30 protein-coding genes are annotated in these 25,691 nt (G+C 70.0%); 15 read left to right on the forward strand and 15 right to left on the reverse strand.

Annotated elements, in window-relative coordinates:
* Positions 1–18 precede the first annotated feature (18 nt).
* Positions 19–1,083 (reverse strand): FAD-binding oxidoreductase, encoded by a 1,065-nt coding sequence (locus VB738_RS14065; protein WP_323306336.1) that lies wholly within the window; start codon positions 1,081–1,083, stop codon positions 19–21.
* A 2-nt stretch (positions 1,084–1,085) separates the two neighbouring features.
* Positions 1,086–1,679, reverse strand: coding sequence for a photosystem II reaction center PsbP (psbP, locus tag VB738_RS14070; RefSeq protein WP_323306337.1), 594 nt, complete (start codon positions 1,677–1,679; stop codon positions 1,086–1,088).
* A gap of 139 nt (positions 1,680–1,818) precedes the next feature.
* Here psbP and recR point away from each other — a divergent pair, with 139 nt between their 5' ends.
* Positions 1,819–2,388, forward strand: coding sequence for a recombination mediator RecR (recR, locus tag VB738_RS14075; protein WP_416233184.1), 570 nt, complete (start codon positions 1,819–1,821; stop codon positions 2,386–2,388).
* 38 nt (positions 2,389–2,426) lie between these two features.
* The gene (lipA, locus tag VB738_RS14080) at positions 2,427–3,341 is read left to right on the forward strand and encodes a lipoyl synthase (protein ID WP_323306338.1); all 915 of its coding nucleotides are present in this window, start codon (positions 2,427–2,429) and stop codon (positions 3,339–3,341) included.
* A gap of 16 nt (positions 3,342–3,357) precedes the next feature.
* On the opposite strand, the gene VB738_RS14085 is transcribed toward lipA, so the two are convergent.
* The 4 genes from VB738_RS14085 to VB738_RS14100 all read right to left on the reverse strand — a co-directional run bounded on the left by VB738_RS14085 (position 3,358) and on the right by VB738_RS14100 (position 6,664).
* Positions 3,358–3,906, reverse strand: coding sequence for a DOMON-like domain-containing protein (locus VB738_RS14085; protein WP_323306339.1), 549 nt, complete (start codon positions 3,904–3,906; stop codon positions 3,358–3,360).
* Entirely contained in the window at positions 3,906–5,045 is a 1,140-nt protein-coding gene (locus VB738_RS14090; protein ID WP_323306340.1) for a phosphotransferase enzyme family protein, read from the reverse strand. Before VB738_RS14090 ends, VB738_RS14085 begins: the two co-directional genes overlap by 1 nt.
* Before the next feature lie 7 nt (positions 5,046–5,052).
* Entirely contained in the window at positions 5,053–5,736 is a 684-nt protein-coding gene (locus VB738_RS14095) for a phosphoribosyltransferase (RefSeq protein WP_323306341.1), read from the reverse strand.
* A gap of 79 nt (positions 5,737–5,815) precedes the next feature.
* Positions 5,816–6,664 carry a hypothetical protein gene (locus VB738_RS14100; RefSeq protein ID WP_323306342.1) on the reverse strand — a complete coding sequence of 283 codons (849 nt, stop codon included), beginning with the start codon at positions 6,662–6,664 and terminating at the stop codon, positions 5,816–5,818.
* A gap of 217 nt (positions 6,665–6,881) precedes the next feature.
* Between VB738_RS14100 and VB738_RS14105 the strand changes: the two genes are divergently transcribed.
* The 5 genes from VB738_RS14105 to VB738_RS14125 all read left to right on the forward strand — a co-directional run bounded on the left by VB738_RS14105 (position 6,882) and on the right by VB738_RS14125 (position 13,098).
* Positions 6,882–7,898: a bifunctional nicotinamide-nucleotide adenylyltransferase/Nudix hydroxylase gene (locus VB738_RS14105; protein ID WP_323306343.1), complete on the forward strand. Its 1,017-nt coding sequence runs from the start codon at positions 6,882–6,884 to the stop codon at positions 7,896–7,898.
* A 98-nt stretch (positions 7,899–7,996) separates the two neighbouring features.
* Positions 7,997–9,376, forward strand: a complete 1,380-nt coding sequence (locus VB738_RS14110) for a nicotinate phosphoribosyltransferase (RefSeq protein WP_323306344.1) — start codon at positions 7,997–7,999, stop codon at positions 9,374–9,376.
* A gap of 29 nt (positions 9,377–9,405) precedes the next feature.
* Positions 9,406–10,050 carry a thermonuclease family protein gene (locus tag VB738_RS14115; RefSeq protein ID WP_323306345.1) on the forward strand — a complete coding sequence of 215 codons (645 nt, stop codon included), beginning with the start codon at positions 9,406–9,408 and terminating at the stop codon, positions 10,048–10,050.
* Between the two features lie 74 nt (positions 10,051–10,124).
* Positions 10,125–12,839, forward strand: a complete 2,715-nt coding sequence (locus tag VB738_RS14120) for a cation-translocating P-type ATPase (RefSeq protein ID WP_323306346.1) — start codon at positions 10,125–10,127, stop codon at positions 12,837–12,839.
* A gap of 43 nt (positions 12,840–12,882) precedes the next feature.
* Positions 12,883–13,098 carry a Nif11-like leader peptide family natural product precursor gene (locus VB738_RS14125; protein ID WP_323306347.1) on the forward strand — a complete coding sequence of 72 codons (216 nt, stop codon included), beginning with the start codon at positions 12,883–12,885 and terminating at the stop codon, positions 13,096–13,098.
* 22 nt (positions 13,099–13,120) lie between these two features.
* Here the strand turns inward: VB738_RS14125 and VB738_RS14130 are convergent, their stop codons facing one another.
* The 5 genes from VB738_RS14130 to VB738_RS14150 all read right to left on the reverse strand — a co-directional run bounded on the left by VB738_RS14130 (position 13,121) and on the right by VB738_RS14150 (position 16,117).
* The gene (locus VB738_RS14130; protein WP_323306348.1) at positions 13,121–13,552 is read right to left on the reverse strand and encodes a cupin domain-containing protein; all 432 of its coding nucleotides are present in this window, start codon (positions 13,550–13,552) and stop codon (positions 13,121–13,123) included.
* A gap of 79 nt (positions 13,553–13,631) precedes the next feature.
* Positions 13,632–14,366 carry a superoxide dismutase gene (locus VB738_RS14135; RefSeq protein ID WP_323306349.1) on the reverse strand — a complete coding sequence of 245 codons (735 nt, stop codon included), beginning with the start codon at positions 14,364–14,366 and terminating at the stop codon, positions 13,632–13,634.
* Between the two features lie 59 nt (positions 14,367–14,425).
* The gene (locus VB738_RS14140) at positions 14,426–14,968 is read right to left on the reverse strand and encodes a methyltransferase family protein (protein ID WP_323306350.1); all 543 of its coding nucleotides are present in this window, start codon (positions 14,966–14,968) and stop codon (positions 14,426–14,428) included.
* Positions 14,969–15,017: 49 nt separating this feature from the next.
* On the reverse strand, positions 15,018–15,632 hold the full coding sequence (locus tag VB738_RS14145; RefSeq protein ID WP_323306351.1) for an alpha/beta hydrolase: 615 nt from the start codon (positions 15,630–15,632) through the stop codon (positions 15,018–15,020).
* A 284-nt stretch (positions 15,633–15,916) separates the two neighbouring features.
* Positions 15,917–16,117: a hypothetical protein gene (locus VB738_RS14150; RefSeq protein WP_323306352.1), complete on the reverse strand. Its 201-nt coding sequence runs from the start codon at positions 16,115–16,117 to the stop codon at positions 15,917–15,919.
* A gap of 266 nt (positions 16,118–16,383) precedes the next feature.
* Here VB738_RS14150 and VB738_RS14155 point away from each other — a divergent pair, with 266 nt between their 5' ends.
* The gene (locus VB738_RS14155; RefSeq protein ID WP_323306353.1) at positions 16,384–16,899 is read left to right on the forward strand and encodes a hypothetical protein; all 516 of its coding nucleotides are present in this window, start codon (positions 16,384–16,386) and stop codon (positions 16,897–16,899) included.
* A gap of 27 nt (positions 16,900–16,926) precedes the next feature.
* Here VB738_RS14155 and VB738_RS14160 read toward each other — a convergent pair whose 3' ends face one another.
* Complete coding sequence (locus VB738_RS14160) at positions 16,927–17,520, reverse strand: MarC family protein (RefSeq protein WP_106222598.1); 594 nt, start codon at positions 17,518–17,520, stop codon at positions 16,927–16,929.
* 153 nt (positions 17,521–17,673) lie between these two features.
* Here VB738_RS14160 and VB738_RS14165 point away from each other — a divergent pair, with 153 nt between their 5' ends.
* A complete protein-coding gene (locus VB738_RS14165) occupies positions 17,674–18,291 on the forward strand; it encodes a hypothetical protein (RefSeq protein ID WP_323306354.1) in 618 nt (205 codons plus the stop codon).
* Here the strand turns inward: VB738_RS14165 and VB738_RS14170 are convergent.
* Positions 18,282–19,115, reverse strand: a complete 834-nt coding sequence (locus VB738_RS14170; RefSeq protein ID WP_323306355.1) for a lysophospholipid acyltransferase family protein — start codon at positions 19,113–19,115, stop codon at positions 18,282–18,284. The genes VB738_RS14165 and VB738_RS14170 overlap by 10 nt on opposite strands.
* A gap of 94 nt (positions 19,116–19,209) precedes the next feature.
* Here VB738_RS14170 and VB738_RS14175 point away from each other — a divergent pair, with 94 nt between their 5' ends.
* The 6 genes from VB738_RS14175 (at position 19,210) to VB738_RS14200 (ending at position 24,276) form a co-directional block, all read left to right on the forward strand.
* Positions 19,210–19,620: a DUF393 domain-containing protein gene (locus VB738_RS14175; protein ID WP_323306356.1), complete on the forward strand. Its 411-nt coding sequence runs from the start codon at positions 19,210–19,212 to the stop codon at positions 19,618–19,620.
* A 754-nt stretch (positions 19,621–20,374) separates the two neighbouring features.
* Positions 20,375–21,031: a Crp/Fnr family transcriptional regulator gene (locus tag VB738_RS14180; RefSeq protein ID WP_323306357.1), complete on the forward strand. Its 657-nt coding sequence runs from the start codon at positions 20,375–20,377 to the stop codon at positions 21,029–21,031.
* On the forward strand, positions 20,988–21,497 hold the full coding sequence (locus VB738_RS14185; RefSeq protein WP_323306358.1) for a phosphate-starvation-inducible PsiE family protein: 510 nt from the start codon (positions 20,988–20,990) through the stop codon (positions 21,495–21,497). The genes VB738_RS14180 and VB738_RS14185 overlap by 44 nt, the downstream gene beginning before the upstream one ends.
* Before the next feature lie 254 nt (positions 21,498–21,751).
* Entirely contained in the window at positions 21,752–21,901 is a 150-nt protein-coding gene (locus tag VB738_RS14190; RefSeq protein WP_323306359.1) for a hypothetical protein, read from the forward strand.
* Positions 21,902–22,067: 166 nt separating this feature from the next.
* Positions 22,068–23,606: a dienelactone hydrolase gene (locus tag VB738_RS14195; RefSeq protein ID WP_323306360.1), complete on the forward strand. Its 1,539-nt coding sequence runs from the start codon at positions 22,068–22,070 to the stop codon at positions 23,604–23,606.
* Between the two features lie 64 nt (positions 23,607–23,670).
* Entirely contained in the window at positions 23,671–24,276 is a 606-nt protein-coding gene (locus VB738_RS14200; RefSeq protein WP_323306361.1) for an alpha/beta hydrolase, read from the forward strand.
* Positions 24,277–24,307: 31 nt separating this feature from the next.
* Here the strand turns inward: VB738_RS14200 and VB738_RS14205 are convergent, their stop codons facing one another.
* Complete coding sequence (locus tag VB738_RS14205) at positions 24,308–24,937, reverse strand: hypothetical protein (RefSeq protein WP_323306362.1); 630 nt, start codon at positions 24,935–24,937, stop codon at positions 24,308–24,310.
* Between the two features lie 16 nt (positions 24,938–24,953).
* On the reverse strand, positions 24,954–25,472 hold the full coding sequence (locus VB738_RS14210; protein ID WP_323306363.1) for a hypothetical protein: 519 nt from the start codon (positions 25,470–25,472) through the stop codon (positions 24,954–24,956).
* Positions 25,473–25,691 lie beyond the last annotated feature (219 nt).

Genomic DNA, 25,691 nt, shown 5'->3' on the forward strand with positions numbered 1-25,691 from the left:
TGGATGGAAGGCCGCCTGTCAGCCCGGCAGGATGCCGAATCCGGCCAGAACCCCCGGATCGGTCACCCCGGCGATCACATCGGCCAGCACCGGAGCCAGCACCGGCACCTGGGCGAAGGCGCCGCCGAATCCGCTGAAGACCCACAGACCCGCCGCGCCGCCCAGCGGCCCCACCAGGGGACGTTCGCCGCTGCAGAAGGCCACCGGCACCTGGCGGTAGGGGCCCGGCAGGGCGGCCAGGGCCGGATCGAGCCTGGCCAGCGCCTGGCGCAGCCGGCGTTCCATCTCGGCCGCCGCGGGCGGTTCGCCGGTGTCCAGGCACGGACGCACCAGGCTGATCTGCCCCAGCAGCAGTCCCTCCCCCTGGGGGGCGAAACCGGGATCGACGATCCAGCGCTCCTCCCCCAGCTCCGGGGCCCGGGCTTCCAGGGACGGGCGCTGCCAGTGGCGCGGTTGCACGATGCGGCGCGCGGCCGCGTGGCGCTGCCAGGGGCTGGCCGCGGCCGTCGACGGGGTCGGACGCGCTGGCAGGGCCAGCACCCCGGCCCAGCTGGCGCGATGGCGCTCCGGCAGGCCGGGGGCCAGGGCACGGCAACCCGCCCCGGCCGCCAGCACCACCTGATCCGCCACGAGGGTGCCGCCGGGTTCCAGCTCCAGCTGCCAGCCGCCGGCCAGCGGTTGCGGCGGCGCCAGCACCCGCCCCCGCCGCCGCTCGACCCCGGCGGCCGCCAGCACCCTCGGCATGGCCTCCATCAGCACGGCGGTGTCCACCTGGGCGAAGGGGGGGCGCAGCAGGGGGGTGGTCCAGTCGCCGCCATGCAGGCGCAGACCGCAGCCCCGCCACCCCAGCGGCCCATGGCGCGCCTGCAGCCGTCGCCAGCGGGCAGGGGCCTGGCGCAGCAGCCGGCCCAGGGGCCCCGGAGCCCCGGCCCACCAGGCCACCCCCCCGTAGCTGAGGGCCGTGGCCGTGGCCTCCCCCGCGTCCACCAGGGTCACCGCCTGTCCCCGCTCCACCAGCTCCAGGGCCAGCAGGCTGCCGGCCAGCCCGCCGCCGATGACCGTCAGCCGGCCCGGGGATGACACCCTCAGATCTGCAGGGTGAAGGAGCCGATCACCACGGCGAACAGGTCCTTCACCTTGTTCCAGCGGGCCTCGTTGGTGCTGGCGGCGAAGGTGTAGAGCCGGCCCCTGTCGACCACCACCGTGGCGAGTTCGTGGCGGTCCCGGTCGGCCAGATGGACGGTGTACTCCAGGTCGTAGTAGGTGCGGCCGCCCTGCTCCCGCTCGTGGGCCTCCACCAGTTCGGCGTCGCGGCCGCTGCCCTCCGGCGAAATGACGCTGCGCCGCAGGGTCTCGCCCACCTCGACGGCACTGCCGAGCTGGCTGAGGTCCCGGTCGGGGGTGACCTCGGACACCACCAGGCTGAGGGTCTCATCGCTGTTGATCAGGTCGTGGAAGACCACCTGGGGGCCATTGGAGACCTGCACCCGGGTCCAGCCGGTGGGGTAGAGGAAGGCATAGCGGCCATCCGGGCTCTGGAAGGAGTTCAGGCCCGCGGCGGCGGCGCTGCAGCCCACCAGCATCAGGGTCAGCAGCAGGGCCGCCAGCAGGGAGCCGCCCCGGGCGCGCCAGGGGGCGGCGGCGGGGGCAACGGGCTGGTGGGTGGCGGGGAAACCCATGGCACGGGGCGGGGCGGGGGAGCTGGCGGGAGCCGGAGCCATCCTCACCCGGCGCCCTCGCCCGCTGCGAGCGGGCCGCCTAGATTCCTGGCTACCTGCGGCCTGTTCGCTGAGCGGTTTCACCCGACCCCTGGCCCGGCTGATCGACCAGTTCGAACGACTGCCCGGCATCGGGCCCCGCACGGCCCAGCGGCTGGCCCTGCACCTGCTGCGCCAGCCGGAGGAACAGATCCGCAGCTTCGCCGATGCCCTGCTGGCGGCCCGCAGCCAGGTGGGGCAGTGCCGGCGCTGTTTCCATCTCTCCGCTGAGGAGCTCTGCGAGATCTGTCGCAACGAGGAACGCCGCAACGGGCAGATCTGTGTGGTCGCCGACTCCCGCGACCTGCTGGCGATGGAACGCAGCCGCGAATTCCACGGCCACTACCACGTGCTGGGCGGACTGATTTCGCCGATGGATGGCATCGGTCCGGAGCTGCTGCAGATCCAGCCCCTGGTGGAGCGGGTCGACCGGGAGGGGGCGATCGAGGTGATCCTGGCCCTCACCCCCAGCGTCGAGGGGGACACCACCAGCCTTTACCTGGCCCGGCTGCTCAAGCCCTTCACCAGCGTCACCCGCATCGCCTACGGACTGCCGGTGGGGGGGGAGCTGGAGTATGCCGACGAAGTCACCCTGGCCCGGGCGTTCGAAGGACGCCGGCGCATGGAATGAACCCCGACGACTGACCGCGACACCCTGACCGCGACGCCATGACCGCCACCAGCCGCTACAGCGCCATCCCCCCCGCCGAGCGGCTGCCGGAGTGGATCCGACGTCCCCTGGGCGAGGCCTCGGCCACCGAGCGGGTGCAGGGGGTGGTCAAGGCGCAGCGGCTGCACACCATCTGCGAGGAGGGCCGCTGTCCCAACCGGGGCGAGTGCTACGCCGCCGGCACGGCCACCTTCCTGCTGGGGGGGCCGATCTGCACCCGCAGCTGCGCCTTCTGCCAGGTGGACAAGGGCCGCGCCCCGGTGCCCCTGGACGGGGCCGAGGCGGAGCGGGTGGCGGAGGCGGTGCAGGAGCTCGGCCTGCGCTACGTGGTGCTCACCGCCGTGGCCCGCGACGACCTGCCCGACCACGGGGCGAGCCTCTTCACGACCACCATCGCGGCGATCCGCCGCCGGGATCCCCGGGTGCTGATTGAGGTGCTGACGCCCGATTTCTGGGGTGGACACCCGGACCCCGAAGCGGGCCGCCGGGCCCAGCGGCAACGGCTGGCCGCGGTGCTGGCCGCCGCGCCGGTGTGCTTCAACCACAACCTGGAGACGGTGGAGCGCCTGCAGGGGGAGGTGCGCCGCGGCGCCACCTACCGCCGCTCCCTCGACCTGCTCGCCATGGCCCGGCATCTGGCGCCGGGGATTCCCACCAAATCCGGCCTGATGCTGGGCCTCGGCGAGACCGCCGCCGAGGTGGTCGCCACCCTGGAGCACCTGCGGGCCGTCGGTTGCCAGCGGCTCACCCTTGGCCAGTACCTGCGCCCCTCCCTCGCCCACATCCCCGTGGCCCGCTACTGGCATCCGGAGGAGTTCGAGGAGCTGGGCGCCATCGCCCGCGGCCTGGGCTTCGCCCAGGTGCGCAGCGGCCCCCTGGTGCGCAGCAGCTACCACGCCGAAGCCAGCGCCTGAAGCCAGCGGGATGCCCTCAGAGCCGCAGCAGGAAGGCGTCCCGGTGGTGGAAATCGGGCTCGGCCCCCGGATGGGCCAGGGCCCAGTAGCTCAGCTGGCCGCGGCGATCCTCGATCACCGCGGCGATCGCCACCTCCAGGGGAGCCTCAGGGGGGATCGGGGCCGGCAGCGACAGATCCAGGTCCATCGACAGGACACTGTCCCCCTGGCTAACGCGGTGCAGGGGCTGGTCGTAGCCGGACTCCGGCCGCAGCCCCAGCCGGTAGTCCTCCAACCGGTAGAGGTTCCAGTGGCCGGCCGGGGACAGGTTGAGTTCCCAGTAGGGCCGCTCCCCCGCGATGCCCCAGAAGCACTCGAAGCAGGTCGTCCTCCAGAGCCCGTCCTGGCGCGTAGGCGAGGCCATCGGTGGCGGCAGCTGCACCGTCTCGATCGCACCATCCAGCCGATAGCGGAGCCTCAGGTGGGGGCCCTGCCGGCTGACCTCTCCCTCCAGCCGCAGGTCCGGGGAGGGGCACTCGCCGCCAAAGGGAAGGAGCTCGAAGCCATGGCGGAGGGGAGCCGGCATCAGGGGGCGCCGGCGGCGCCGGACCGGAGCTCATCGATCATCGCGAGGATCGTCGGCTCCTGGACCTCGATGCTGGACGTCAGCCGGAACTGCACCAGGGCCCGCTGCAGGTTGTGGTCGGGCCGCTCCGTACGGAAGTACAGGTCTCCAGCCAGGTGATCGGTGAAGAAGCGCAGGCCGAGCTCGAAGCTGATCAGGCGGATCGCGGCAAAGAGATGGTCGTAGTCGGCCGCTGTGAGAAAGCCTGAGGCGGCGGAGAGGTAGCCGCCCAGCAGCGCACGGCAGAGATCCACATCGAAGCGGACAGCCTCCAGATCCGCCGTCTCTTCGCCCAGGGGGTTGCAGCAGGAGCGCAGGCAGTCGCCGATGTCGTAGTGGATCAACCCGGGCTTCACCGTGTCGAGATCCACCAGGGCCACGGCCCGGCCGGAGCCGGCCTCCAACATCACGTTGCTGACCTTGGGATCCCCATGGATGGGGCGAAGCCGCAGACGGCCGCTCGCCCGGGCTTCCTCCAGCACCGGCGCGAAGCTCCGGCGCTCCTCCACGAAGGCCCGGCAATGGCTGATGTCGCTTCCTGTCGCGGCCGGCGCACCGGCCAGCACGGCGTCGTAGTGCTCGAGATACCTGGGGGTGACATGGAAGCCCTCCAGGGTGTCGGCCAGCCGCTCCGGGGACAGATCACTGATCAGGTGATGGAACAGACCCAGACCGATACCCACTTCCCGGGCCTGCTCGGCACTGCTCACCAGCTCGAAGCTGCGGGCGGATTCGACGAAGGTGATCAGGCGCCAGAAGCCGCCCTCCCGCTCCAGCCAGGGCCGCTGGTCGCTGCGGGAACGCACCACCCGGGGGACGTCCCAGCGCCGCTCTCCCAGCGGAGAGCCGCTCTCCGCCAGGCGCCGCTCGACGTGCTCCCCGAGGGCGAGCATGTTGGCCATCACCAGGTCGGGCCGCGCAAACACCCGCCGGTTGAGGCGCTGCAGAACAAACCGCTCCACGGGCGGGCCGTCGCAGACAACGACGAAGCTCTCGTTGACGTTGCCGCTGCCGAGGGGTTCGAGGCTGCGGACCCGGCCGGGAAGATCGAACGCCTCGGCGATGGACACCAGGGCGCCGTCAGATTCCCCCAGGGTCATGGGCCGCTCACCGGTGGGGCAGGTGCGGATGATCGCATGCCCGCCGGGCGCCTTCCAGGAGGGCGAGCACCTGCCGGTCGCTGAGCTGCTCGAAGTGCCCGAACCACAACCCCACGGCCTGCAGGTCACCGACGACGGCCAGGGCCTCCATGCGTTCCACCAGACGATCCAGTTCGCCGGCAACCTCCCGGTCCACCACCGGCACCGCCAGGGCCAGGGAGGCCGGGCCCACCTGGCGCAGGGACAGAAGCGCCGCTTTCACCGTCATGCCGGTGGCGATGCCGTCGTCCACCACGATCAGGTGCCGGCCACGCAGCTGGTCGCCGGGTGGGTCCCCGAACAGGCGATGCCGGCGTTCCAGTTCCCGCTCCTGGTCCCGCAACCAGCCGTGCTCCGTTGCCGTGGTGGTCCGCTGCCGGCCCCCCGCCCCGTGGCGCCAGACCACCACCCCACCGGTGGCGACGGCCCCGATCGCCAGCTCGGGCCACCTCGGATCGGCGATCTTGCGCACCGACCAGGTCACCATGGGCAGCTCGAGCCGGGACGCCATCGCGGCCGCCACCGGCACCCCGCCCCGGGGCAGGGCCACCAGGGTCGTGTCGCCGCTGAGGCCCCGGCGATCGGCGAAGGCCTCGGCCAGGGCCAGGCCCGCCTGGTGGCGGCTGGTCCAGAGGGGAGCGCGGAGCACCATGGCGACAGGGACGGCGGAACGGATGGGGCGAGGGCAACGGGCCTCGCTGCCACAAGGGCCCGGAGCGTTGCTTTCCCCGTCAGGGAACGCTCTGGAGGGATCCCTTCTGGGTCTTCACCTTCGCCCAGACGGCCTCGGTGCCGCCCGCCATCGGCCTCGAACTGAGGGCGTGGATCCGCAGGACCTGCCCTCTGGGGATGATGCCGAGGGAGGAACCCGAGCGGATCGTGCCCTGGGAGCGCAGATACACCGATGTGATGGTGGTGACATCCGCATTGGCGGAGGGCTTCCTGGCGACGTTGATGGTGCGGTCGTCAAGAAGGGCACCGGAGGGATCCGCCTTGCCGATGTAGATCCATCCCTGCAGGTCGGAGGCGGCGATCTTGGCCGTCGTGATCTCCTCGAGAGCCTGGGCCACGGGCGAGGGTTGAACCTGAACATTCACCACGACCTCCTGCTGGCGAGCCTCCGGGGAATCGCCGATCAGCTTGTCTTCCTTGCGGATCTGGCGCTGCACGATCACGTCCTCCGTACGCGCCAGCATCTCCAGGGCGTACTTGCAGGTTGACTGCTCCGGAAGTTCCTTGCATTCCTGCCGCAGCAGGAAGGCCGCGGCATCCCTGAGGCTGTTCTTTCCGCTCTGGAGCGCGATATTGGCGATGTTCATCTTGTCTTTTTCATTGACCGCAATGATGTAAAGGCCAATCAGGGCAACCTTGGCCTTGGTTTCATTCTCTCCCGTGAGGTTGTCCATCTGATCGAGGATCTGTCTGGAGAAGGCCTGGGTTCTCCTGGCCTCCTCGAGAGAATGGGTGATCTGCATCGAGCTCCAGGCCTGGAAAGCCCCGGAGAGGGACACCACCGATGCCGTGAAGATGCTGAGATTCCTGATCAGAGAGGAGGTCGCATCGGAAGGAGAGGGACCCATGCTTCCTCAGACCGCACCGCAGTCCTCAGGCTATGGGCGGCCAGCCGTGATGGCCCTCTGCTGCAGGCAACGTCACACCGTCAACCGGCCTGCGCCGGCCCCTGCGGATCGCGGCGCCCGGACGTTGACCCTCAGCGTTGACAGTCTCCGTCGGCGTGCTAAATCGGTGGGGTCCGCCGGTGAGGCGGGCGCCATCTCAGGGATTCTGAGGTTCACCATGCATCACGACGTCGCCGTCCTCATCGGACGGTTCCAGCCCTTCCATGAAGGGCATTACGGGTTGGTCGAAGCGGCCCTGGAAAGGGCTGATCGCCTGATTCTCCTGCTGGGCAGCCACCGCTGCGCCCCGGACACCCGCAACCCCTGGAGCAGCGAGGAACGGGAGGCCATGATCCGGGCCGCCCTCCCGGCCGCTTGGCAGCGGCGGCTGGAGGTGATCCCGATCCGCGACCACCTCTACTCCGACAATCTCTGGCTGGCGGAGGTGCAGCAGAAGGTGCTCACTGTCACGGCCGAGGACGAACGGGTGCTGCTCATCGGTCACCGGAAGGATCGCAGCAGTGACTACCTCGATCTGTTTCCCCAGTGGGACTTCCAGGATGTGCCCCTGCAGAGCGAGGTCCACGCCACGGCCATTCGCCAGGCTTACTTCTCCGATGCCGATGCAACGGAGTGGGCCGCGCACGTTCCGGAGGCGGTACGGGCCTTCCTGACGGACTACCGGGCCACGGGCCGCTACCGCTGGCTGCGCCAGGAAGCCGACTACATCGCCGGCTATCGCCAGCTGTGGTCGGTGGCGCCTTACCCGCCCACCTTCGTCACCACCGACGCGGTGGTGGTCCAGTCGGGCCATGTGCTGGTGGTGCGCCGCCGGGTGCGGCCCGGCCAGGGGCTGATCGCCCTGCCGGGGGGCTACCTCAACCAGCAGGAGCCGGTGGTCGAGGGCATGCTGCGGGAGCTCCGTGAGGAGACGGGCCTGAAGGTGCCCCGGCCGGTGCTGGAGGGATCGATCGCCGATCGCCACGTCTTCGATGCTCCGGGACGCTCCCAGCGCGGCCGGGTGATCACCCACGCCTTCCTGATCCAGCTCAAGGGCGGGGCCCTGCCCGCCGTCCGCGGGGGCGATGACGCCGAAAAGGCGTTCTGGATGCCCCTGGCCGACATCTACGCCCACGAAGACAGGTTCTTCGAGGACCACGTCCAGATCATTCAGCACTTCATCTCCCGACTCTGAGAAGCGCCGCCGCCGGCGCCGACAGCCATCCCATCAACGCCTGCGGCCCGGGGTGACCGGACCGGGGCCGACCATCCACCCCGTGCGGAGCGCACACCATGGATTTCAATCTTCTGCTCGACACCGACAGCTACAAGGGCAGCCACTGGCTCCAGTACCCCCCCGATCTCACCGCCATGGGGGCCTACCTGGAAAGCCGCGGCGGCGAGCACCCCGACACCCTGTTCTTCGGCCTGCAGATGCTGCTGCAGGACACCCTGGAGCGACCCGTCAGCCAGGGCGATGTGGAGGAGGCCGCCGACCTCTGGAGCGCCCACGGCCTGCCGTTCAACCACCAGGGCTGGCAGCGCCTGCTCAGCGTCCACGGCGGCCGGCTGCCCCTGCGGATCCGGGCCGTCCCCGAGGGCAGCCGGGTGCCCACCGGCAACGTATTGATGACGGTGGAGTCCACCGATCCGGCCCTGGCCTGGCTGGTCACCTGGGTGGAGACCCTGTTGCTGCGCCTCTGGTACCCCACCACCGTGGCCACCCGCAGCTGGCACTTCCGGGAGCTGCTGCGCTCAGCCCTGGAGCGCTCCACCGACGACCCGGTCGCCGAACTCCCCTTCCGCTTGCACGACTTCGGCTCCCGCGGCGTCTCGAGCCACGAGAGCGCCGCCATCGGCGGCCTGGCCCACCTGGTGGCCTTCCGCGGCACCGACACCGTCGCCGCCCTGGTGGCGGGCCGGCGCCACTACGACGGCCCGATGGCCGGCTTCTCGATTCCCGCCGCCGAGCACTCCACGATCCTGGCCTGGGGGCAGGAGCACGAGCTGGAGGCCTACCGGACCATGCTCGACCGCTTCGCCAGGCCCGGTGCCGTGCTGGCGGTGGTCTCTGATTCCTACGACCTCTGGAATGCCGTCGACCATCTCTGGGGCGAGCAGCTGCGGGAGCAGGTGATCGCCTCGGGCGCCACTGTGGTGATCCGGCCCGATTCGGGCGATCCGGTGGCGATCGTGCCCGAGCTGCTGCGGCGCCTGGAGGCCCGTTTCGGCAGCCGGCTCAACGGCAAGGGCTACCGGGTGCTGGAGCACGTGCGGGTGATTCAGGGGGATGGCATCACCGCCACCAGCCTGCCGGTGGTGCTCGAAGCGATCCTGGCGGCGGGCTTCAGCGTCGAGAACGTGGCCTTCGGCATGGGTGGCGGCCTGCTGCAGCAGGTGAACCGGGACAGCCAGCGCTTCGCCTACAAGGTGTCGTGGGTGGAGCGGGCCGGCCGGATCCACCCGGTGCACAAGACCCCCGTCACCGATCCCGCCAAGACCAGCAAGGCCGGCGTGCTCGACCTGATCCGGGACGAACAGGGCTATCGGACGGTGGTGCTGGAGCGACCGGAGCCCCATCCGGCCAGCTGCCTCCAGACCGTGTTCGAGAACGGGGCGCTGCGGCGGCGCTGCAGCTTCGAGGAGGTGCGCGCGCGGGCGATGCAAGGCTGAGGGGGCCCTCTCCCTCCAGCCCCGGCGCCATGCCCGGCCAATGGTTGCCGTCGCTGCTGATCCTGCTGGCCCTGCTCTTGGCCGGGCCCGCGGCAGCGGCGCCGGCCTTCCGGGCCACCGTGCTCTCGATCGGCGATGGTGACACCCTGCGGGTGCGCCGCGACCAGCAGAGGATCACGGTCCGCCTGGCCTGCATCGATGCCCCCGAGACGGCCCAGAGCCCCTGGGGCCAGCAGGCGCGCCAGGCCCTCCTGATGCGCCTGGCCGTGGGGTGGCCGGTGACGATCCAGCCCCACGGCAGCGACCGCTTCGGGCGCACGGTGGCCGAGGTGATCGGTGACACCAACATCAACCTGGCCCTGGTGGAGGACGGCCTGGCCTTCGCCTACCGGCGCTATCTCGCCGCCTGCGACGGGGCGGCCTACCTGGAGGCCGAGGAACGGGCCCGCCGCCGGGGGCTCGGCGTCTGGCGGGTGCCGGGTGGGATCACCCGGCCCTGGGACTTCCGGCGCGGCCGACGCTCCGCCCGGATTCCCGATGGCACCACCCCCGACGGCCGCCGCCACTACTGCAGCCAGATCGGCTCCCATGCCAGGGCCCAGGAGCTGCTGCGCCAGGGCCACAGCTATCTGGATGGCGACGGCGACGGGGAGGCCTGCGAAAGTCTGCGCTGAGACGGGACAAGCGAGGGGCTGCAGGGCGTGAACGGCAGCGCTCCTAGGGTGCAGGGGCCACCGGGTGGCTGGCCATGATCCCTTCCGAGGCCACGGCCTGGCAGGCTCTTTCCGGGGCGGACTGCCTGCACCGGCTCGGGGTCGATGCCGAGGGTCTGGGCGGGGCCGCCGCGGCCGAACGCCTGGCCACCACAGGCCCCAACCGGCTCGTCCTGCCAACGGGCCCGGGCCGCTGGCGGATCCTGCTGGATCAGTTCAGCAACGTGATGCTGATCCTGCTGCTGGCGGTGGCGGCGGTCTCCGCCGCTCTGGCCGTGGTGGATCACGCCGTCCCCAAGGATGCGATCGCGATCCTGCTGATCGTGGGGCTCACCGCCCTGCTCGGCTACCTGCAGGAGAGTCGGGCGCTGCTGGCCCTGCGCAGCCTGCTGGACCTCGCCCAGCCCCTGGCGCGCGTCCGCCGCGACGGACGTTGGCAGCGACTCCCCGGTGACCAGCTGGTTCCGGGGGACCTGATCCGCCTCGAGAGCGGTGATCAGGTTCCCGCCGACGCGCGGCTGCTGGAGGGCTGCGATCTGGGGGTGCAGGAGTCGGCGCTCACGGGCGAGGCCGAGCTGGTCGGCAAGCGCCCCGAACCGCCGCTGGCAGCGGACACACCGCTGGTGGAGTGCAGCAACTGCCTCTTCCTGGGCACCGCGGTGGGCAGGGGCCGGGGACTGGCGGTGGTGACCGCCACCGGCATGGCCACCGTGCTCGGTGGCATCGCCACGCTGATCCACGCCGCCCGTCCTGAGCCGACGCCCCTGCAGCAACGCCTGGCGGACCTCTCCCGCCGGCTGGTGGCCTGGGCCCTGGGGCTTGTGGCGGCGGTGGTGCTGGGGGGGTGGCTGCTCGGCGGCTCCCCCCTGGCGCTGCTGGAGCTGGCCCTCTCCACCGCCGTCGCGATCGTGCCGGAAGGGCTGCCGGCGGTGATCACGGTGAGCCTGGCCATCGGCACCCAGCGGATGGTCCGTCGCGCCGCCCTGATCCGCCATCTGCCGGCGGTGGAGGCGCTGGGCGCCATCACCGTCATCTGCACCGACAAGACCGGCACCCTGACCCAGAACCGGCAGGTGGTGACGGAGCTCCGCTGCGGCACCGTGGCCGTGCACCCCGACTTCCAGACCGCTGAGCTGACACCGCCGTCCGGGGCCGTGGTCGGACTCTGCCCCGGCAACCTCGACCTGCTGCTCCAGGCCGGTGTGCTCTGCAACGACGCCGAGCCACGGCCGCGGGGGGGAATGGGCGATCCCACCGAGGTGGCGCTGCTGGAGATCGCCGCCCGCGCGGGCCTGGAGGCCGCCAGCCTGCGTAGGCAGTACGGCCGGGCCGCCGCGATGCCCTTCCGCGCGGAGCGGCGAATGATGGCGGTGTGGCTGAGTGACCCCGACGGCAACCTGACGGCGCCCCTGAGCCGCCCCTCTGCGGGCCACCCACCCCTGGAACGGAGTCCTGCCGGGAGCTCGCTGGTCCTGATCGCCAAGGGAGCTCCCGAGGTGATCCTGCCCTGCTGCGATCGCTGGCTGGACGGCGCCGGGATCCGGCGCCTCAGCGGGGCCCAGCGGGACTGGTGGCTGGCCCAGTCCCGCGGACTGGCCGCCTCGGGGCTGCGGCTGCTGGCCTTCGCCGCCAGCTCGCGGCATCCGGGCCCGGAGGCCGGGCTCGAGAGCCTGGTGCTGCTCGGCCTGATGGCCCAGCGCGATCCGCCCCGGCCGGAGGCGGCTGGCGCCGTGGCCCGCTGCCGCGGGGCCGGCATCCGGCCGGTGATGGTCACCGGTGACCATCCCCTCACGGCGCGCGCGATCAGCGAGGCCATCGGCCTGGCGGAGCCGGGCAGCCCAGTCGTTCAGGGGCCGGAGCTGGAGGGCCTCGACGCGGCGGCGCTCGAAGCGCTGGTGCGACGGACCAGCCTGTTCGCCCGGGTGTTGCCGGAGCAGAAGCTCCGCATCGTGCGGGCGCTCCAGGCCACGGGCGCGGTGGTGGCCATGACCGGTGACGGGGTCAACGACGCCCCGGCCCTGCGCCAGGCCCACGTCGGTGTGGCCATGGGCATCAGCGGCTCGGACGTGAGCCGGGAGGCGGCCGACGTGGTGCTGCTCGACGACAACTTCGCCTCGATCGTCAACGCCGTGGAGGAGGGCCGGCAGGTGTATGCCAACATCCGCCGCTTCGTGCGCTTCATCCTGGGCTGCAACCTGGGGGAACTGATCACGATCGGCTCGGCACCGCTGCTCGGGCTGGCCCTCACCCCCCTGCAGATCCTCTGGATCAACCTGGTGACTGACGGACTGCCGGCGCTGGCCCTCGCCCTGGGCCCGCCCGCCGAAGATCTGATGTATCAGCCGCCGATCGAGCCGGGCGAATCGATCTTCGCCCGGGGTCTGGGCAGCGCCATCCTGCGCATCGGACTGGTCTTCGGTGCCCTGGTGGTGGCGCTGATGGTGGTGGCCGCCCGGCTGGGACGGCCCTGGCAGACGATGGCCTTCACCACCCTCTGTCTGGCCCAGCTGGGCCATGCCCTTTCCGCCGGCAGCGATCAGGCCCTGTGGCGCACCCCTCCAGCGGCGAACCCCTGGCTGTTGGGGGCGGTGCTGGCCAGCGCCGCCCTGCAGCTGCTGCTTCTCTACGTGGCGCCGCTGGCCCGTTTCTTCGGCGTCACCCCGCTGACGGCCATCGAGCTGGCGGCCTGCGGAGGCGTCAGCCTGGTGTTCCTCACCTACCTGGAGCTGGAGAAGTGGTGGAGCCGCTGACGGCCTGCGCCATGCTGAACGGCCCCGCCGACCCCGCCAGCCCATGAGCCTCGATCAGGCCCGCTCCTTCCTGGCCCGCCTGCAGGACGACCAGGCCCTGCGCGCCGAGGTGCTGGCCGCCGCCACCGCCGACGACGTCGCCCAGATCGCCGCCGGCAGGGGCTTCGCCTTCTCGGGCGATGAGTTGCTGCGCCTGTCGGGCAAGAAGGTGGGCCGGGTCACGGTGACCAAGCAGGACATCCCCGGGGAATACAACTGATGGAGCGGCCGGACGCCGGCGGTCAGGCGACCGCCAGCCGGCGCCACTGGCTGCGGAACCTGGGCGGAACGGGGTGGGGCTGGTAATCCCTGGGGTCGCTCGGTCCGTGGCGGAGCACGGCATTGACGAGCAGGGCAGGGATCCGGCCCCGGTTGATGGCCCCGTGGGGCACCCCGGGGGGAATGCAGACCCAGGTGGCCTCGTCCTCCCGCAGGGGAATGCGGCGCAGCTGGCGGTTCTGCAGCACCACCAGGTCGATCGCCCCCCGCAGCACCAGCAGCTGATCGGTCTGAAAGCGGTGGCAGAACAGCTCAAAGGCGTCGCCCCTGGCGATTTCGGCGATCAGGGTCTCGTCGCTGGGGCGGGGCGCGGAGAAGAGGGCGTCACCGTGGACGGTGCGCTGGACGGGGACGAGCTCGACGGTTCTGGACAGGGCGGTTCGGAACGGGGCCATGGCGATCACGGCAATATCGTTAACTTTCGCGACCGTTTTCCCGGGGAGACGTCGTATCAGCTACCGACAACCGCAGGTGTCAGGATTCACTCGTGGTTGTCGCGGCGCCAGCGGCGAAGCGCCGGTTGACATCGTTCCAGTTCACCAACGACCACCAGGCGGCGACGTAGTCAGGCCGGCGGTTCTGGTAGTCGAGGTAGTAGGCGTGCTCCCATACATCCAGACCCAGCAGGGGCACGCCCCGTTCGATCCCCGGCAGATCCATCAGCGGGTTGTCCTGGTTGGCGGTGCTGGTGATCGCCAGGCTGCCATCGGGTCGGCGGATCAGCCAGGCCCATCCCGAACCGAAGCGGCCGGTCGCCGCCTGGGCGAAGCGCTGCTGCAGGGCTTCGGGGGAGCCGAAGGCCCCGGTGATCGCCGCGGCCAGCTCCGCCGAAGGGGCACCGCCCTGGCCCGGGGGCGCCATCACCCGCCAGAAGAGGGAGTGGTTGTAGTGGCCGCCGCCGTTGTTGCGCACCACAGCCGGGTAGCGGGAGATCCGGCCCTGCAACTCCTCCAGCGCCATCCCCTCCAGCTCGGGGTGGTCGGCGATCTGGGCATTGAGGTTGGCGACGTAGGCGCTGTGATGGCGGTCGTGGTGGATGGTCATCGTGGTGGACTCGATCGCCGGAGCCAGGGCATCGACCGGGTAGGGCAGCGGCGGCAGCACAAAGGCGGCCAGCGCCGGCCCCGGATCGGCCAGGCCCACCGCCAGAGCCACCAGGGCGGCCAGGCCGCAGGCCCGCAGAAGCCGGAACAGGGAAAGAAGGGCCATGGACCATACCGGCAGCATCGGGGTCGGTTCTAACCGCTCCACCGATGCGCGGCAGCGGCTCAGGCGGAACGCCAGTCCAGCCAGGGCAGCCCGGGAAGGATCGCGGCGGTCGCCTGGCGGTAGGCGGCGTAATCGGGATGGAGCAGCACCAGGCGGGCCTCCTCCCGGCGGGCCTTGAAGCCGAGCACGACAACCAGCCCCAGCAGCAGACCCAGATGCAGCAGGCTGCCCAGGGCCATGGTCACACCCAGGGAGCAGAGGATCAGGGCCTGGTAGAGCGGGTGGCGGCAGCGGCCGTAGGCCCCGGTGGTCACCAGGGGGGCGCCGGCCATGGGTTCGGGCAGGGGGCTGAGGCTGGCGCCCAGGTTCAGGGCCCCCTGGCCGGCCAACACCAGGCCGAGGGTGAACAGGGCCAGCCCCGCGAGGCGAACCGGCAGCGGCCAGGGCAGACCCAGGGAGGCGGGGGAGGGAGTGGCCGGCAGCAGGTGGGCCACGATCAGGGCCATCTGGGCAATCAGCCACCACTCACCGCGGCGATTGTCCCGCAGACCCGCCCAGGAGAACCCCCAGGCGTTGAGCCTCGCAGCCAGGGTGTTCGGCATGGTGACCTCGCGGATCAGCGTCCACCCCCATGCTGGGTCCGGAAGCCGTTCAGGGGCGCAACAGATCCGCTACCAGCGGATCGAGGGCCGCCGGGTGGCGCAGCAACTGCTGGTGGGTCCAGACCGGGAGCATCTGCCGCGGCCCGATGGGCAGCACCGCCCGCCAGCCCGGCACCACCATCAGATCGAAGACCGTGGCGAAGCTGCGGCAGTCGATCCCCTTCAGCATGGAGAGGTCGCCATTGAGTTCCCGCAGCAGCGGGCTGCCCGCCTTGAGATCGGCGATGCCGGCCAGCGGCCTGCGGGGCCAGGGCTGGGCCACCAGGGTCCCCTGCTGGGGGCTGCCGAGGCTGATGAACCGGCGGGTGCGTGCATGGCCGCCCAGCCGCTGGATCCAGGTGCGGGCGATGACGCCGCCCATGGAGAAACCCAGGATGTCGAGTGGCTCCTCGCTCCCGAAGGCTGCCTCGATCGCTGCGGCGAGCCGCTGCGCCGCGATCTCGACCGGGGCGACCCCGAAGCGGAGCGGCAGAGCAGGCTTGAGCAGGGGCTGGCGCCTGCCGGCCAGCTGGCGGTCGAGTCGGTCGAAGACCCTGGGCGTGTCGAACAGGCCGTGGACCAGCACCAACGGCGTCGCGTGGGGAGCTTCAGGGCCGGAGGACATGGCAGCGGTGAGCGGCGCCGGACCATCCTGCGCCGTGACCAGGGGAAGTCGATGAAGGGAATCCCGGCGAGTGACGCACGTTCAGCGGGCCCGCATCGGGTCTCGCGGCTGAACGGTCATGGGCGACGTCGGTGGACCGATGGGGAGCAGTGATCTGTGGATGGAATCGACGCTTTGTATCGATCCAGGGATAGGTGTGAGGTGGCCAAAGGAGCTCGGTGCTGCTCGATGCGTGGCCCGCACGTCACCTGCTGAGGGTTCGTCGCTGGTGGCCGACTGAAGGCTTACTTGATCAGGGGAGTGCTGGAGGAATCGAGCGTATGGAAGATGCTGCCGCTCGTTTGTGAGGACGGGGAAATCCCTGCCGAGGAATCGGCCTTCGATTCGGGGAAGGGAATCACGACCATCGAAATGAGGAAGGCGGCGCCGCTGATCGCGGCAACTGCCAGCTGGGCTACCGGGCTCACAGGGTCCATGACCGTCATTTCACTGCCTCTTAAGAGTACACCAAGTTATCGCTCATGGCCATGGCCAGCGCAGCGGTGCTGCTGCAGCCCTGCCGCGACCGGGCTGGAGTGACCGAAAAGCCTCCTCCAACGGGCCTTTCGGGGGGTGATGCGATCCGGCACGACCCTCCTCCGTCGTGGTGCAGCCATCCACTGGCCCGCACGCACGCCATCGATAAACTGAAAAAGTGAGGAGAGCATCGGTGACTGGCCCCACGGGACCCGCCCCCCAGGACCCGCCCCAAGTGAACCGCTACGAGGTGCTGGCGGAGCGCTGGCGGCTGCAGAGCAACAGGACCGACGAGCTCCACGAGACCCTCCGCACCCATTCCTATCTGCTGCTCACCGAGCTGGCGGCTGAGCTGGGCGTGGAGGCGAGGACCTGGAAGGAGCAGAGGAATCCCTTCCATCGGCGCTATGTCGAGTACCGGCTCTCCCCCCTTCCCGGATCGGAAGGGGAGACCCGGATCGACCGCTACACCCCGAAGGGCGAGCTGGAATTCGCCATCGTCCTCACCTTCGATCACGGCGAAGACCAGTTCCCCAAGACCCGCTTCCTGGTGCCGCTGGCCACCCGCATGTACCGGCAGCACCCCCAGTTCTGCCTGTGGGATCCGGTCGCGGCAGCTCCCATGGAGGGTTTCCTCTGGGTGGCCACCCGCCCTGCCGTGATCCAGGACATCCTCACCGTGCTGGATCGGGAGCTGGCCATCGACCCGTTCGAGGGGCCACCGACGCCACCGCGGCTCGGTTGCCTCTGAGCAGCCCGCAGGGCAACGCCACGGGCCTCAGGCCAGCACCGGAAAGCACCCCCTGAGGCCGCTGACGAGCATCTGGACGGCGATGGCGCTCAGCAGCAGACCCATCAGGCGGCTGATCACCTTCTCCTGGAGTTCCCCCAGGGCCTGGCGCAGGGGCATCGAGGCGATCAGCAAGAGATAGATGAGAATCGCCAGCAAGCCGATCACACCACTGAGGGCGAGCCGGCCCTGCCAGGCGGCGGGGGCATCGGCCACCACCAGGGAGATGGCCCCCGGGCCGGCCAGCAGCGGCAGGCCGATCGGTACCACGCCGGCACTGTCCTCGGTGCCATCCAGCGAACCATGGCTCACCTCCCGGCCGTCGATCAGGCGCAGACCGATCGGCAGCAGAATCAGTCCCCCGGCCACCCGGAAGGCCTCCAGGGTGATGCCGAACAGGTCGAGCAGACCCTGGCCCCACCAGCAGGCGGCGATCAGGGCACAGAGAAAGGTGAGCACGGCCAGGCGGCTGATCCGGCGGATCCGCACGGGGTTGCCCCCACCGGCCTCCACCACCACCGGCAGCAGACCGATCGGCGAACTGATCGCCAGCAGACCGACGGCCGTGTTGATCAGGGACATGGGGGCCCCGGGGACACCGGCAGAGCGACGCCCATCATCGGAGCCACGGGGGCTCCGGCACGTCGGTCACATCCGGTCATCACCCCGTGGCCCCGGCCCCATTGCATCGGTGCCGGGCGCCGATTGACTGGCGGGGCCCTCCACGCTCGACCCATGACCGTCACTCGAGCCCGGCTTCGACGGCGAGCCTGCCAGGCCTCTCCGGTGCTCCTGGCCCTGCTGCTTCCCGCCCCGGCGGCGGCCACCACCTATCAGGCCCTCTGCGGCAACAACCCCTGCACCGTCAACCTCGACGCCAACGGCATCGGTGACAGGAAAAGCTTCATCCCCATCGGCAGGATCGCCCGCTGGTACGCGGGCGGGCAGGAGGCCTATGACAGCACCAACGGCACGGTGGGAGCCGTGGGTGGCGGGACCGCCGGGGCCATCGCCGGTGGCCTGCTGCTGGGCCCGATCGGCCTGGTGGGGGGCATGGTGGGCGGGGCCCTCGCCGGCTCCAGGGCCGGCAAGACGGCGGATCTCTACTTCACGGTGGTGGGGTACGACAGCGGCGGCGACAGGACGACACTCAACTTCCGCTTCGTGAATCCGAGGCCCGCCAACCAGCTGAAGCAGGAACTGGCGGTGCTGACAGGCCTGGCCATGGGGGAAACCCGTTCCCTGGCGGAACTGCAGCGCCAACGGGACGGCCTGCCGCAGCGTCTCGGCAACGGCAGCGGGCCGCAGTCGATTCCGTCCCAGTCCTACGTGTCCCCCTCCCGTTACCGCTGAGCCTCAGCGGCCAGCCGGTCGAGGGCGTCCTGCATGGTGGCCGTCACCCGCTGGTAGCAGGCCTGGACATAGGCCCGGTCGCGGCTGGCGGCGTGGCCGCTGCGTTCCAGGCGGATCGGCGGACACACCCGCGTGTGGATCCGCACCGGCAGGGGCAGGTTGAGCAGCGGCCCGAGGGCCAGGCCCCAGGGGAGGCCCAGGTAGAGGGGCATCACCTCGGGATCGATGCCGAACAGCCAGGGCATCCCCCGCTCGTGCAGCGCGCGGAACTGGGGGTAGAGGTCCTCCAGCACCACCAGGGTGTCATGGGCCCCCCAGGAGATCACAGGGACGATCGGCAGGTCATGCCAGATCGCCAGGCGCAGGAAGCCGGTGCGGCCGGCGAAGTGGATGCGGCCCCTGTCCCGGTGGGGGCGGAAGGTGTCCTGCCCGCCGCCGGGATAGACCAGCAGACTGTTGCCCTGCTCCAGGGCCGCCAGGGCCAGGCGGGGGTGATACGGAATGGCGCCGGTGCGGGCGGCCAGATCGGCCAGGGGCGGATAGCCCAGCCAGACCTTCGGATGCGCCAGCCCCAGCACCGGGCGCTCCAGACCGAAGCGACGGAACCAGTCGTACATGACCATGTGCATGTCGGGCGCCGCCAGCCCGCCGTTGTGGGAGCCCACGAACAGCACCGGATCGGCGGCGGGGATGTGCTCCCAGCCATCGGAGATGACCCGGAAGTAGTGCTCGTACAACCAGCCCCAGAACGGCATCAGCCGACGGATCAGCACCGGGTCCCGGCGTTGCCAGCGGTGCAGCGCGGCCTGGCGGCAGACGGACATGGGGTGGAGGGGAGCGGGCTGGAGTCTGGCCACCGGATGGGTGCCACCGCAGCGGCGGCAACTCTTTCTAGGGTCGACGGGCGTCTGGAGCCCCATGCCCGAGCTCACCCTGCTGTTCGACGGCGGCTGCCCCCTGTGTTTGCGGGAGGTGGACACCCTGCGCCGCCGCGACCGGGGGGTGGGCCGGCTGGCCTTCGTGGATGTGAACGACCCCGCCTACGACCCGGCGCGCCACGGCGGCATCACCTACGCCGAGGCGATGGGCCGCATGCATGCCCTGCGCGCCGACGGCAGCGTGATCCGGGATATGGAGGTGTTCCGCCAGGCCTACGCCCTGGTGAATCTGGGCTGGATCTATGCCCCCACCCGCTGGCCCCTGCTGCGGCCCTTGGTGGACGCGCTCTACGGGCTCTGGGCCCGCTGGCGCCTGGCCATCACCGGCCGGCCGGCCCTTGAGGTGCTCTGTCGCGACCGGTGCGGGTCGGTCGCTGGCGGAGAGATCTAGGCGGCCGGACATGTCGTCACGCCGTGCGTCAATGGTCGAACGGTTGACGGACTTACCTTCACACCAAGGAACTCAAAAAGGCAGTTCTCAAAAAAATCCCGGTGGGGGCCATCAAACTGACCCTCACCGGGACTGGATTCCAGGAGACACCTGATCCTGGGATTGTTGATCGTTGTGTGATGACGCTGGGCCCCCTGTACCGGTAGTCACGACAACCGAAAAGACCACAGCAGAAAAACCCAGTACCAGGCCTGATGGTCGGCTTTCGGCATGGGCCACGCGGGGACGGGGTACCTGGGCAAGGGAGGGGAAGCCCAAGCTCCTCCCCGTCCACTCGCGACGCTCACCATCAGCCAGGAGAGGGCCGGGTGGGCCCGTGGCGGCACCCCGTTGGCCAGCCCCAGACCAGACCCGTGGGGGCCATTCCGGCCTCCGCCTTGACCAGGCAGGTCTCGCGGGCAGCGGTGGCACGCGACGTTCCCCGCTGAGGGGCCGAAGCGCAACAGGCGAAGGGGGGCAATCCGATCACCGTGAATCCGATCACCGTGACTTATCGGCTGGATTGGCAATTCTGCGTTGAAGTAGCACCCAGCGACCGAATCCAGTCCTTAATGTTCCCGGACTCCAACACCAGGTTCCTCCTGGTGGGCCGGGCACCCCAAACGAACACCCCATCAACTCGCATCTTCCGCAGCCTGCAAGACCGCCCGCCGGAGCCCTCCGCCATGCCATCTGCCGCGACATGACCTTCGCCATGCCCGCCCGACCGCTGCGTCTGACCCTTCGCGCCGATGATCATCTTCCGGCCAACCTGAGTTGGCGCATCGATGATGGCTACATCCGAGCCAACACCTGGAATGAAGAGGGAGAATCCATCACCCTCGGCATCTGGGGGCCTGGCGATCTGATTACACCCACCGGTTGCGGGGTGACCCCATACGAGCTCATCTCCCTCACCCGGGTGGCGGTGATCGAATGGGAACCCAGCGAGAGTGAAATCCTTGAATTCATGCGTGATCTGTTCACCCAGACCACCCAGTTGCTGCAGATCCATCGCATCCGACCCGCCGAATCCCGACTGCTGCGTTTGCTGCACTGGATCGGGTCCCGGTTCGGCCGGATCAGCAGCAGCGGGACCACACTCTCCCTGGAGGACATGAATCTGACGCACCGCCAGCTTGCTGCGATCGCCGGCATGACCAGGGTCACCGTGACCAAATCCCTGACCAGGTTCCGCAGCAGGGGTCAGGTCATCAAGGTCAGCGAAGCCGATCTGCTCGTGCCCCGCGACGTTGGTCTGCAGACCCAGGGCGACCGCCCCGCACCCCTTCCCATGACCACCCTCCCGTTTCCGAAAACCCTGCGTGATGAACCACCCGCCCACCGGAACGCCGGATTCCGCACCCCTTGACGCGATTCCATGGCACCAACAGTTCCGTCGCAGCCAGATCGTCAAGTTCCTCGAGGCCGTCCAGGACCTGATCGCCATTTCCCTCTGTCTCGGACTGTTCGGCGTGATGGTGCTCCAACTGAAGCGCACCTTCTCCAGCCTATTGTCGACATCAGAGTTCCATGAAGTCACCGCGGACATCCTGTTCATCCTGATCCTGGTGGAGTTGTTCCGCCTGCTGATCATCTACCTTCAGGAACAACGGGTGTCGATTGGGGTGGCGGTGGAGATCGCCATCGTGTCGGTCCTTCGGGAAGTGATCGTCCGGGGCGTGTTGGAGACGGACTGGCAGCAGATTCTTGCGGTCTGCCTGTTTCTGATGACCATGGCCCTGCTGATGGTGGTGAGGGTCTGGCTGCCACCGACCTTTGCGGGGGTCGATCCGGAAGCCCAGGTGTCGGCACGGATGCGCCTGCACCACGAGTAACCGGTTTTCCAGGACATAACGAAACAGATGCCGCTTCGAGTACCTGGTGAAAAGCACAGAATGTCCGCGGATCCAGAGAATAACTAAACGACTTGGATCTGAGCTCTTCTCACCACTGCGAATCCTGCACCATTCAGTTCGCTTCACCGACACCATCCACGACCAATCCATGAGATACCACGAATCCTGGATCTGCCAAGCCTTCATCGAACCCCTGCTCCCAGCTGACGGCCGTGAGCAGACGCCCCCAATCCATGAACCTTCCCGCTGCCTTCCATCCCTTTGGATGGCTCGAAACCTGGATGATCGAAAGGAAGAACGTGATCCGCTTCCTGCTGGCCCGCGTCCTGCTCATGACCGCCATGGTCCTGTCCTTCTGCATCCTGCACGTCTCCAGACGCTGATGGGCCAGGGCCTGCTTGCTCCTCGCCGACCGGCGGGTGATGACGAGTAAGGGAACGACGCGACAGCCGCTTCGCCGAAGACGATGGGGAATAAGGCGCAGAGGGCGGGCCGGACCCATTCGTTTCTGCCAGGATGCGCCCCCCCCCCCCCAGCAGAGTCCCTCTCTTGACGCGGACATCTCCGTACCTGGCCGGGCTGGGTCTGGCCCTGGCTGCGGCCGTGGCCGCTTCGCCACCAGGGCGGGCCCTCGAGACGATCGAGCTGAAGCTGCCGCTGGTCGAGACCACGTTCTCGATCCAGCTGGCGGAGTTGAGCGATCCCAGGGCCCTGCTCTCGGGCCACAGCGACCTGGCCGAACTTGACCAGGCCACCCGGGGCGCCATCGGACGCTCCCTGGTGGATCTTTTCAACACCCCCCTGCCCCTGCAGGCCCTGGACGTGGCCCGCCAGGTCGTCCCCTCCCCCCTGGCCCAGCAGGCCCTGCTCCTGCTCTCCTCCCTCGGGGGTGTCGACGGTCTGCCGGCCGACATTTCGAGCGACACGGTGCTGAAGGTTCTGGACCAGGCTGCCGGCCGGGGCCCCCTGACGATGCGGGGGGTGCTCCAGGCCGTGCCGGGTCGGACTGCCAGTGTGGATGTGGGCAAGGGCCTGTTCCTCCTCCAGCGGATGAACGCCCAGTTGCTGTCAGCCACCCGTCTGCTGGAGGGGACGGCAGCGGCGACAACGGCCCCAGCCCTGCGGAATCCGGGTCCCCTGCTCGTACGGCGCGACACCTTGTCCCTGCCGGTGGCGTATCGGCCCCATCCCTTGGAGGTGGTGGTGATTCGCCCGACCCAGCAGCCGTCCGGCCGTCTGGTGGCCATCTCCCATGGCCTCTGGGACGGGCCCGAAAGCTTTGAGGGCTGGGGCCGGCATCTGGCCAGCCATGGGTACACGGTGCTGCTGCCCCGCCACCCCGGCAGTGACCGGACCCAGCAGCAGGCCATGCTCTCCGGCAAGGTGCCGCCACCAGGTCCGGCGGAGCTCCGCCTGCGCCCCCTCGACATCTCCGCCTTGATCGATGCGGCGGCCAACGGGACACTGGGGCTTCCGACCGGACTGGCCACCGGGTCGGTGGTGGTGCTGGGCCACTCCTGGGGGGCCACCACGGCCCTGCAGCTGGCGGGCGCGCGACCCAGTTCCCAGCAGCTGCTGCAGCGCTGCAACGATCTGCAGGACCCCCAGCGCAACCTGAGCTGGGTCCTGCAGTGCAGCTTCCTGGGCGGAACCGACCAGGCCGCCCTCACCGACCCGCGGGTGAAGGCGGCTGTTGCGGTGAGTCCGCCGATGTCACTGCTGTTCGACGCCGGAGCCGCCCCTGTCTTCCAGGGCCGGGTGCTGGTGGTGAGCGGCAGCCGCGACTGGGTGGTGCCTTCCGGTCCCGAAGCGATCGGGCCGATGGCCCGGGTCGCCCGCCAGGAGAACTCAGGACACCGGCTCGTCCTGGCGGGCGGCGGCGATCACTTCAACATGGGTTCGCCTTACGACCAAGGTGGCGGCCCCCTGCGGGGATTACTGCTGGCCTGGGTGAACGGGGCCTTCGCCGCCGGTCCCGCCGTCGGCCCCGGGCCGGGCAACCCGACCCTGCTGCCCCCGGATGGCTGGGGCGATGACGGCCTCTCCCTCAGCGACGTGACCGACCGGCTGGCGAGTTGGAACCCCTGAAGCGCCGGCATCCGCCGTCTGCCCCACACTTGATTCGGCACCCAAGGATCCGGCCACCCGATTGATGCCTCCCCTGCCTGCCTTCCGGTCAACGGCCCGCGCCTGGGGCGGCGCCGGACTGGCCACGCTGCTGATCCTGGCCGGGCCGGCGGCAGAGGCGGCCGAGCAGGTGGTCTTTGTCAGTGGGGCGTTTCGCCGCTCGATCCCGGTCGCCGACCTGGAGCGGCTGGCCCGGACCGGGGAGGCCGTGGGCCTGCTGGGAGACGCCCTGCGGCTTGGCGGCAAGGACCCCGCCGAGGTCGGCAGGCTGCTGAACCACCGGGTGACGCTGCCGTTGGCGCAGACCAGCCGGCTGCTGAGCACCCGTTTCGGCGAGAGCGCCCTGGAGCGGCTGTCCGGCATCCTCTATCCGCTGAAAGCGCCGCCGGTGGGCATGGTGGCCCTGCGGTCGGCCACGATCCTTGGGATCAAGGCCGGCTCGGGAACGTTGTCGGCGGTGGGATTCCTGCGGGCCTACCCCAACGAGGAGGTTGCCATCAACCTGCCAGCACTGCAGTCGGCCTTGGCGGGGCTCAGCGGCATGGGTCATGTGGTGAAGGAATTTCTCGAATCCGACCTCGGCTCCAACCTCGAGCGCATGCCGGAACCCGGCTCGCCGTCCGCCCCCTGACGCGCCCGTGTCCGAGCCGGGCTAGCGGAGCTCAGGCCGCCAGCGCCATCAGGTCCATCAGGGCCTTGGATTCCGGCACGGCCAGCCGTTTCAGGATCGCCACCAGGGACACCAGCTGGGGGGCCTCGAGGTGGAACAGACCCGGCGTGGCGCTGACCTGGCAGCCGCGGCTGTCGAGCACCGCATGGATGGCGGCGCGGATCGCCAGGGCCAGGGACTCGCCGGCGACGGAGAGCACCTGGACAGTCTCCTGGGATCTCCCTGTCCCAGCGGAGCTGTCCCCGAGCTCGAGGCGAAACCGGCGCTGACCATCCGGCATCAGCTGGGCCGTGAGTAGCAGTTCGCAGCGGCAGGCACTGAGACCGCGGTCCACCGCCCGGCCCAGCTGCAGGGCCAGGTCGGCGTCAGCCTGGGCGTCAAGGCCGAGCTCGGCATGGAAGGCGGCTTCGCAGTGCTGCCGTTGCACCTCACAGGCTTCCTGCCGTCCACGGTCCGCCTCCGCCCGGAGGTGCTGCTCCCAGGCGTGGGCGACGAACACCGGCAGCACGGCGGGGTCGCTGGCCTGGAACGCGCGTGTGAGGTTGGCCGGGAGGGTCGCGGGGCTGCCGTCCTCCGCCATCAGGAGCAGCCAGTCCTGCAGGGCCGTCGCCGAGTCAGCCATGGTTCCAACCATTTATTCAATTTTCATTCACCCTAACCTCATTCTCGCCGTCCGTCCCTTCGAGAAGCCACAGGGCGAGGCCGCCACCCCGCCCTCGGGCCGCCAGCCAGCCATGGTGCTCGGCGGCGATCAGGGCGAAGAAGGGTCGGCGCAGCGGATCGGGCTGGGGCAGGGCCCGCTCGATCAGCACCCGCCCGCCCAGCACCAGCAGCAGGCGCTCGAAGCTGAAGACCAACAGCGGGCGGCGGCCCTCCAGACGCCCAACGCCCTCGAAGCGAAGCTCCAGGGCACCGAGGCGCACGCTGTTCGCGAGCCGCAGGCCCCCGTCCTCCGAATCCGCCCCAGCCGCAGAAAGCCGCAGCCGGGCCGCCAGCCCCCGCAGCAGGGCCGCGGCCGCCGACGCCGGCTGCCGGCTCCCTTTGTTCCAGATCTGCTCGAGCCGCCAGCAGCCGACCAGATCCGCCGTCGTCAGACCGGTGCCATCCCGGCGGCAGCGCCGTTCACGTTCGAGCAGCCACGGGGCATCGGGGATCACGGCAGCGTCTCTGGAAGCAGCTCTCGACGCTAGTGACCCCCGTCTCGCAATCACCAGCTGCTATTGAGAATCGCTTGCAAAAGTGACCGTGGGTCCACTAGGTTGAGAGCCGTTCGCAATAAGGCCCCTTCCCTTCGCCCGATGCGTTACCGCTTCCTCCCCGACGATCCCGCCAGTGCCGTGCGCATGCCCGCCGGCCAGACGGTTCTGCTCGATCCC

Origin of the sequence: Cyanobium gracile UHCC 0139, from assembly GCF_034931325.1 — a bacterium.
Classification (GTDB): domain Bacteria; phylum Cyanobacteriota; class Cyanobacteriia; order PCC-6307; family Cyanobiaceae; genus Cyanobium; species Cyanobium gracile_B.